This window comes from Hydrogenophaga sp., from assembly GCF_051007235.1.
GTDB lineage: Bacteria > Pseudomonadota > Gammaproteobacteria > Burkholderiales > Burkholderiaceae_C > Hydrogenophaga.
Map to the genome: position 1 here is coordinate 1 of NZ_JBPCSJ010000453.1, position 7,483 is coordinate 7,483.

Sequence of the window (7,483 nt, forward strand, 5' to 3'; positions counted from 1 at the left end):
GCAACGTCGCCCACATGGCCAGCCTGCTGGCCGGCCTGCCGCAGGAAGTGCCCGGCAGCACCGTCAACCGCCTGTGCGGCTCCAGCCTGGACGCGGTGGGCAGCGCCGCACGCGCCATCAAGTCCGGCGAAGCCACCTTGATGATCGCCGGCGGCGTCGAGAGCATGAGCCGCGCGCCCTTCGTCATGCCCAAGGCCGAAAGCGCCTTCTCCCGCAACAACGCTGTCTACGACACCACCATCGGCTGGCGCTTTGTGAACAAGCTGATGAAAGAAAAGTACGGTGTCGACTCCATGCCCGAAACCGCCGAGAACGTGGCCGTGGACTTCCAGATCGAACGCGAAGCGCAAGACCGGATGGCCTTCAACAGCCAGCTGCGCGCCGTGGCCGCCATCAAGGCCGGTCACCTCGCCCGTGAAATCACCCCGGTCAGCATCCCGCAGAAGAAGGGCGACGCCCTCATCGTCGACACCGACGAACACCCGCGCGAAACCAGCCTGGAAGCGCTGGCCAAGCTCAAGGGCGTGGTCAAGCCCGACGGCACGGTCACGGCCGGCAACGCCAGCGGCGTCAACGACGGCGCCTGCGCGCTGCTGCTGGCCGACGAAGCCAGCGCCGCGAAGAACGGCCTGACGCCCCGGGCCCGCATCGTGGGCATGGCCGCGGCGGGCGTGGCGCCGCGCATCATGGGCATCGGCCCGGCGCCGGCCACGCAGAAGCTGCTGGCGCAGACCGGCCTGCGCCTGGACCAGCTGGACGTGATCGAACTCAACGAAGCCTTTGCCGCGCAAGGCCTGGCGGTGCTGCGCCAGCTGGGCCTGCAAGACGACGACGCACGCGTCAACGCCTGGGGCGGCGCCATCGCGCTGGGCCACCCGCTGGGGGCCAGCGGTGCGCGGCTGGTCACCACGGCCGTCAACCGCCTGCACGCCACGGGCGGGCGCTACGCGCTGTGCACCATGTGCATCGGGGTGGGTCAGGGCATCGCGCTGATCGTCGAACGCGTTTGAACCAACGGTCCCAGCGTTGCGATGCGACCCGCGCAGCGTGGGGGCAACGGGCCAGCCGCCGGGCCGACCCCAGGCGGGCTCAACCCCCTGGACCCGGCAAGGACCAGGACCCTCCCCGGTCATGGGGCAGCGATCCGCGCAGCGGCGGAACGTTGGGGGCCCTGGATTCAGCGCCGGGTCGCCCCAAACTGAATCAGCGCCCCCTCGGGGGGCAGCGACCCGCGTCAGCGGCGGAGCGTGGGGGTCCCTTACCTCTTCCAGGCTGGCAACCGCCAGTCGCGCCACAGCGCCATGCCTCGGAACCCGGCGGTGATCGCAACGCAGGCCACCAGTGCCAGCCAACCAGGGGCGTCGATCTGCCACAGGCCGACGTACACCCAGCCACCGGCGAAGGCGCACACCGCGTAGGGGCGGTGGTCGTGGAAGGCGGTGGGGATTTCGTTGCAGACCACATCGCGCAGCACGCCGCCGAACACGCCGGTGATGAGGCCCATGAGTACCGCCACCAGCGCCGGCATCTGCAGCAGCAAGGCCTGGTGCACGCCGGTGGCCGCGAACAGACCCAGGCCCAGGGCATCGGGCCACTGGATGGCGCGTTCGGTCGGGGCGAAGTGCCGCGACTTGAGCACCAGCATGGCCACCATGCACAGCGCCAGCACGCCCCACAGCATTTCCACGTGCCGCACCCAGAAGAAAGGGCGCTGGTCCAGCAGCAGGTCGCGCAGCGTGCCGCCGCCGAACGCGGTGAGAAATCCGACCACGCAGACACCGACCACGTCGAGCCGTTTGCGGGCACCTTCGAGCACCCCCGACAGGGCGAATGCGCCCGTTGCGGCCAGTTCCACCAGCAGTCGCAGGGTCTCGCCCCAGAATGCGACGTTTTGAAGCGGTACGCTTTGCATCGTCCGGATTGTCCATGCTCACCACCTTGCCCCTGATCACCGACCCGTTTTTCTATGCGGTGGCCATTCCTGCCGTGCTGCTGCTGGGGGTGAGCAAGAGCGGCTTTGGCGCCGGTTTCGGTTCGCTGGCGGTGCCGTTGATGGCACTGGCCGTCACGGTGCCGCAGGCGGCCGCCATCCTGATGCCGGTGTTGCTGGTGATGGACCTGTTGGGCATGGCCGCGTTTCGCCAGCACGTCGACCGTGCCCTGCTCAAGTTCCTGCTGCCCTGTGGCCTGGCGGGTATCGCGATGGGCGCCCTGCTGTTCCGCGTGCTGGACGCGAAGGTGGTGGCCGGTGTGGTGGGTGGCGTGACCTTGCTGTTCCTGGCGCAGCGCCTGCTGTTCCCGCCCAAGGCCGACAGCCCACCGCCGCCGAAGTGGCTCGGTGCCCTGCTCACGGCGACCTCGGGTTTCACCAGCTTCATCGCACACGCGGGTGGGCCGCCGATCAACGCGTACGTGATCCCGCTCAGGCTCTCGCCGGTGCTGTTCACCGGCACCATGGCGTTCTTCTTTTTCTTCATCAACCTCAGCAAGTGGGTGCCTTACGCTTGGCTGGGCTTGCTGGACGGGCGCAACATGGCAACCTCGCTGGCGCTGTTGCCGTTCGCACCGATCGGCGTCTGGGTGGGGGTGCGCATCGCGCACCGCATCAGCCCGGTGCTGTTTTACCGGCTGGTCTACACCGGCATGTTCCTCACCGGCTGCAAGCTGTTGTGGGATGCGTGGCGCTAACATCCACGACTGTTTTCCAATACGAGCAGGAGGTCGGAATGCCGGTGGTGGTGGTGGCCAATCCCAAGGGCGGTGTGGGCAAGTCCACGCTTTCGACCAACGTGGCGGGTTACTTCGCCAGCCAGGGCCACGCGGTCATGCTGGGCGACGCGGACCGTCAGCAGTCCTCGCAGTTGTGGTTGCGCCTGCGTCCGCCGGCGGCGCGGCCGATCCGGACCTGGGAGATCTCCAGCGACTTCATCGCCCGTCCCCCCAAGGACGTGTCCCACGTGGTGCTGGACACGCCGGCGGGCCTGCACGGCTGGCGTTTCAAGGACGTGCTCAAGCTCGCCGACAAGGTGCTGGTGCCGCTGCAGCCCAGCATCTTCGACATCTACGCCACGCGCGCTTTTCTCGATGAGCTGGCCGAGACCCGACACGCGGGGCAGCTGGACGTGGGCATCGTCGGCATGCGGGTGGACGAGCGCACCATTGCGGCCGAGAAGCTGCGCGAATTCGTCAACGGCCTGGGGCTGCCGGTGCTGACCTATCTGCGCGACACGCAGAACTACATCCACCTCGCGGCGCGTGGGCTGACGCTGTTCGACATCGCGCCCAGCCGGGTGGACAAAGACCTGCAGCAGTGGCAGGGCCTCTCGCATTGGCTCGACAGCTGAGGCGCGCTGTCCCGACGCGGACACCGTGGGCCCAGCCCGGACGCTAGAGTCCGCGGCATGAAAATCTTCGACACCCTGGCCGATCTGGCCGCCTGCGTGGGCCAGGAAGTGGCCGTGAGCGACTGGGTCACCATCACCCAGGAGCAGGTCAACCGTTTTGCCGACGCCACCGGCGACCACCAGTGGATCCACGTGGACGTGGAACGTGCAAAGCAAGGGCCCTTTGGCGCGCCCATCGCGCACGGTTTCCTCACCCTGTCATTGCTGCCGGTGTTCTTCGACTCGTCGTTCGATGTGCGCGGTGGTGGCATGGGAGTGAATTACGGGCTGAACAAGGTGCGTTTCACTGCGCCGGTGCCGGTGGGCAGCCGTGTGCGTGGGCGCATGACCTTGCTCTCTGCAGAGCCCATCGAAGGCCAGGGTCTGCAGATGACCTGGCAGGTCCAGGTGGAGCGAGAGGGCGTCAGCAAGCCGGTGTGTGTCGCCGAGTCGCTGGTGCGCCGCTACCCCTGAAGCCCTGCGCGGGCGCGTGGAGGCCTGATCTCGTTCACTTGATGCGCACCAGCTGGCGCGGCTCCAGGCAGCCGTCGAAGTGGGTGATGAGTGCGTTGATGCGATCGGCCGCCACCGCCTGGCTGGTTTGCTGGGAAATCAGCTGGTAGGCGTCGTTGCGCAGCAGCCAGAGTTCCTGTGCCGATTTGGCCTGCCCGATTTTGTGGCGCAGGCGGTGTGCAGGCACGTTGTCGCAGTCGGTGATGCACTGCAGCAAGGCCGAACGGATCGATTGCAATTCCTTGGGGCTCAGCGGGCGCCGTCCAGGGGCGCGCGCCTTGAGCGACCCCTTGATGAAACGGGCGAAGCTGGCGATCACGGTGTTCTCCGAACGACTCGATGGGTCGTGGGTTGCGGGTGCGTGGACCGGCCGTGTGGTGCCGGGCCACGCTCCCGACCTTGACGCACAAACTGTGCACCTGCTGTGCACGACGGCGGGCACGGGGTCTGCTGAGGGGTGACGGGCTTCACGCTGGTGTGGCTCCAAAACCCTGCTGGCGCCACGCTTCGAACACCACCACCGCCACCGCGTTGGAGAGGTTGAGGCTGCGCTGGCCTTCGATCATGGGCAGGCGCAGCCGCTGGGTGGATGGGAATTGTTCCCGCAGGTCGGCGGGCAGGCCTTGCGTTTCGGAGCCGAACACCAGCCAGTCACCGGGCTGGTACGCGTTGTCAAAGGCGCTGTGGCTGCCCCGGGTCGTCAGTGCGAACATGCGTTGCCGGTCGGGTGTTTCGGTGCGCAGGAAGCTGTCCCAGTCGGCGTGTCGGCGCAGCGTGGCGTACTCGTGGTAGTCCAGGCCCGCGCGGCGCATCTGCTTGTCGTCCATCGAAAAGCCCAGCGGCTCGATCAGGTGCAGGGTGCAGCCAGTGTTGGCACTCAGGCGGATCACGTTGCCCGTGTTGGGCGGGATCTCGGGCGCAACGAGGACGATGTGGAACATGGTTGCGGGCGGGCTGGTGCGGCCGCGCCTTCAAACGTTGTCGGGTGCCAGTGGTCTGGTCTGTGTTCCCTCCCTGCAAGGCGGCGATGATAAGCCGCTCTGTGCAGCATGAACGGGTTGGCTCACCCCATTTTTCGCAGCTGTCAGGTCCGGGCCACAACAGGGGTTCTGATGGGGCGACGTCCTTGATGCATGTCAATGCGCAGCGTCCTGTTCAATCGGTGGCGTTCGGGCCAGCACCAGCGCCTGGACCCGCGCGGCGCCGCTGTCCAGCAGGGCCTGGGCAGCGGCCTCCAGGGTGGCGCCGGTGGTGCTCACGTCGTCCACCAGCAGCACGTGCGCTCCGGCCAGTGCCACACCATGGTTCGGATGTGCGGCGAAGGCTCCGCGCAGGTTTTGCAGGCGCTGTGCGCGCGGTAGGCTGTGCTGATCGGGCGTATCGCGCACGCGGACCAGTGCATCGACCAGTGCCCGGGGATGTGGTGCGGGTGTGCGCCGCAGCAAAGCGCTGGCCAGTTCCCAGGCCTGGTTGAAACCGCGTTCGGCCAGGCGCCGGTGTCCGATGGGCACCGGTACCACGACCTGGCTGTCGTGCAGCAACGGCAACACCTGCGTGTCGCGCAACATCAGGTCGGCCCACAGGCCGGACCAGCCGGCTTCAGCGCCAAACTTCCAGCGGGCGATCAGTCCGTCCCACGGATAACCATAGTCCAGCGCAGCCACGCAGCGGTGGACGGGAGCCGCTGTCTTGCGGGTCAGGCAAGCGCCACACAAGGCATGTTCCTGGACCATTGGCACAGCGCAACACGGGCAACGGCAGCGCGGCGCGGCAAAGCGTTGCAGGCAGGCCGCGCACACCGGTTCAGCGGGCCAGCGCCCACACACCTGGCAGCAGCCCGGCAGGTGACGGGCTGCTTGCAGGAGCGGACGCGTGCGCAACATGCGGCCAATATACTGGCGCACCTCCCGCCACCGACCTCTGCCACCGTGAACCCCGACGCCATCGAACCCTCCACCGTGCCGGGGATGGATGCGACCGCTGCGCGCCGCTGGCGCCGGCTGCCGCGCACCGAAAGCCCGTGGTTGCACGAAGAAGTCGCGTCGCGCATGGCGCAGCGGTTGCAGTGGTTCCGCGAGCCGCCGTCGAGCTGGCTGCACTGGGAGCCTGTGCTGGGGGGGCTCCAGGCCCACGCGCGCCTTCGCGAACAGCTGCCCCGGGCAACGTGGCACGTGATGGCCGAACGGCTGCCCGAGGCCCTCGACGCCACCCGCGAAGCCGCGGCACGGTCCTGGAACCCGATGCAGTGGCGCCGTTCGCCAGCCGACCACACCTTGCCCGCGGACGGTCAGGTCGCGATGCTTTGGGCCAACATGGTCCTGCACCACGAGCCACAACCGCAGCCCTTGCTCCAGCGCTGGCACGGGCTGATCCAGACCCATGGTTTCCTCATGTTCTCGTGCCTCGGGCCCGATACCTTGCGCGAACTGCGCTCGGTGTACGCGCAGGCCGGGTGGTCCGAGCCGGCGCAGGCGTTCACCGACATGCACGACTGGGGCGACATGCTGGTACACAGCGGTTTTGCCGAGCCGGTGATGGACATGGAACGCATCACCCTGTCGTACTCGTCGGCGGAGGCGCTGTTGCAGGAATTGCGGGGCCTGGGGCGCAACCTGAGCCTGGACCGACCGTCCGGGCTGCGGGGGCGCGGCTGGCAGGCGCGTCTGATACAGGCGCTGGAAGCCGGGCTGCCCCGCGACGAGCAGAGGCGCCTGCTGCTGAGTTTCGAGATCATCTACGGACACGCCTACAAGCCGCTGCCGAGGGTGCCGGTGTCCGCGTCCCAGTCGGTGTCCGTGGACACGATGCGCGCCATGCTGCGGGCTGGACGCGGCTGACACCGGCTAGCACCTGCCTGACTGGTCCGGGTTGCGTTGCGTCAAGCGCGGGGCGGGCTGGCTTGGCCATTGGGGGCCAGGGGCCTCGTTTTCCACCGCTACAATTGACATAAATCAATCCCGCCAGGCGCGAGCCGACGGCGCAGCTGTGTTTTGGCTTGCCGGCAGTCGCTTTTTCCAGGTGAAACCACGGTGAATCAGGTGCACAACGACTTCCGTTTGGCCACGTGTTCGGCAGACGGTGTGCATTGGTTGTTGCGCCGCAACTGCTCGGTGACGCCGCGGCAGTTGATGGCGATGTACCTGTCGTTGTGCGGGACGTCGCTGGCGGTGGCGGGACTGTTCTGGTCGCAGGGCGCCACGCTGGTACTGCCGTTCGCAGTGGTGGAAGTGGTGGTGGTTGGCTTGGCTTTTGGGGTGTATGCCCGCCATGCCGCAGACCGTGAATGCATCAGTTGCAGCCAGGGTTTGTTGGTGATCGAGCAAGAGCGTGCCGGGCGGTTGGAGCGGTGCGAGTTCGCCCGTCACGCTGTGAGGGTGGCGCCGACGCTGGGGCGCGATCAGCTGATCGAGGTCTGCGGCGGTGGGAAGAACGTCCGTGTTGGGCGTTTTTTGCGTTCCGATCTGCGTCCGGTGCTGGCCAGGGAGATCCGTGTCGCGCTGCAGGGCTGAGGCGTGCTGGTACGGGTTTGGGTATTCCCGGAGTGTGTGGAGCTTGGGATTTTTGTTTAATCGGGATTGATATAAATC

At 67.4% G+C, this 7,483-nt stretch carries 10 protein-coding genes; 6 read left to right on the forward strand and 4 right to left on the reverse strand.

Annotation, left to right across the window (positions count from 1 at the left end):
- The coding region (locus ACR2JA_RS16110) for an acetyl-CoA C-acyltransferase (RefSeq protein ID WP_434010088.1) at positions 1–1,010 on the forward strand (1,010 nt) is incomplete at its 5' end.
- A 248-nt stretch (positions 1,011–1,258) separates the two neighbouring features.
- Here ACR2JA_RS16110 and ACR2JA_RS16115 read toward each other — a convergent pair.
- The gene (locus ACR2JA_RS16115) at positions 1,259–1,912 is read right to left on the reverse strand and encodes a trimeric intracellular cation channel family protein (protein WP_434010089.1); all 654 of its coding nucleotides are present in this window, start codon (positions 1,910–1,912) and stop codon (positions 1,259–1,261) included.
- 14 nt (positions 1,913–1,926) lie between these two features.
- Between ACR2JA_RS16115 and ACR2JA_RS16120 the strand changes: the two genes are divergently transcribed.
- The 3 genes from ACR2JA_RS16120 to ACR2JA_RS16130 are packed head-to-tail and all read left to right on the forward strand — an operon-like array spanning position 1,927 to position 3,857.
- Positions 1,927–2,688 carry a sulfite exporter TauE/SafE family protein gene (locus tag ACR2JA_RS16120; protein ID WP_434010090.1) on the forward strand — a complete coding sequence of 254 codons (762 nt, stop codon included), beginning with the start codon at positions 1,927–1,929 and terminating at the stop codon, positions 2,686–2,688.
- Between the two features lie 38 nt (positions 2,689–2,726).
- Positions 2,727–3,344 carry an AAA family ATPase gene (locus ACR2JA_RS16125; RefSeq protein ID WP_434010091.1) on the forward strand — a complete coding sequence of 206 codons (618 nt, stop codon included), beginning with the start codon at positions 2,727–2,729 and terminating at the stop codon, positions 3,342–3,344.
- A gap of 57 nt (positions 3,345–3,401) precedes the next feature.
- Complete coding sequence (locus ACR2JA_RS16130) at positions 3,402–3,857, forward strand: MaoC family dehydratase (RefSeq protein WP_434010092.1); 456 nt, start codon at positions 3,402–3,404, stop codon at positions 3,855–3,857.
- A 34-nt stretch (positions 3,858–3,891) separates the two neighbouring features.
- On the opposite strand, the gene ACR2JA_RS16135 is transcribed toward ACR2JA_RS16130, so the two are convergent.
- From ACR2JA_RS16135 to ACR2JA_RS16145, 3 genes are all read right to left on the reverse strand, one after another.
- Positions 3,892–4,215, reverse strand: coding sequence for a hypothetical protein (locus ACR2JA_RS16135; protein ID WP_434010093.1), 324 nt, complete (start codon positions 4,213–4,215; stop codon positions 3,892–3,894).
- A gap of 148 nt (positions 4,216–4,363) precedes the next feature.
- The gene (trmL, locus tag ACR2JA_RS16140) at positions 4,364–4,837 is read right to left on the reverse strand and encodes a tRNA (uridine(34)/cytosine(34)/5-carboxymethylaminomethyluridine(34)-2'-O)-methyltransferase TrmL (protein ID WP_434010094.1); all 474 of its coding nucleotides are present in this window, start codon (positions 4,835–4,837) and stop codon (positions 4,364–4,366) included.
- Between the two features lie 195 nt (positions 4,838–5,032).
- A complete protein-coding gene (locus ACR2JA_RS16145; protein WP_434010095.1) occupies positions 5,033–5,611 on the reverse strand; it encodes a ComF family protein in 579 nt (192 codons plus the stop codon).
- 252 nt (positions 5,612–5,863) lie between these two features.
- Between ACR2JA_RS16145 and ACR2JA_RS16150 the strand changes: the two genes are divergently transcribed.
- Positions 5,864–6,733: a class I SAM-dependent methyltransferase gene (locus ACR2JA_RS16150; protein WP_434010097.1), complete on the forward strand. Its 870-nt coding sequence runs from the start codon at positions 5,864–5,866 to the stop codon at positions 6,731–6,733.
- 192 nt (positions 6,734–6,925) lie between these two features.
- Positions 6,926–7,405, forward strand: coding sequence for a DUF2244 domain-containing protein (locus ACR2JA_RS16155; RefSeq protein WP_434010096.1), 480 nt, complete (start codon positions 6,926–6,928; stop codon positions 7,403–7,405).
- Positions 7,406–7,483 lie beyond the last annotated feature (78 nt).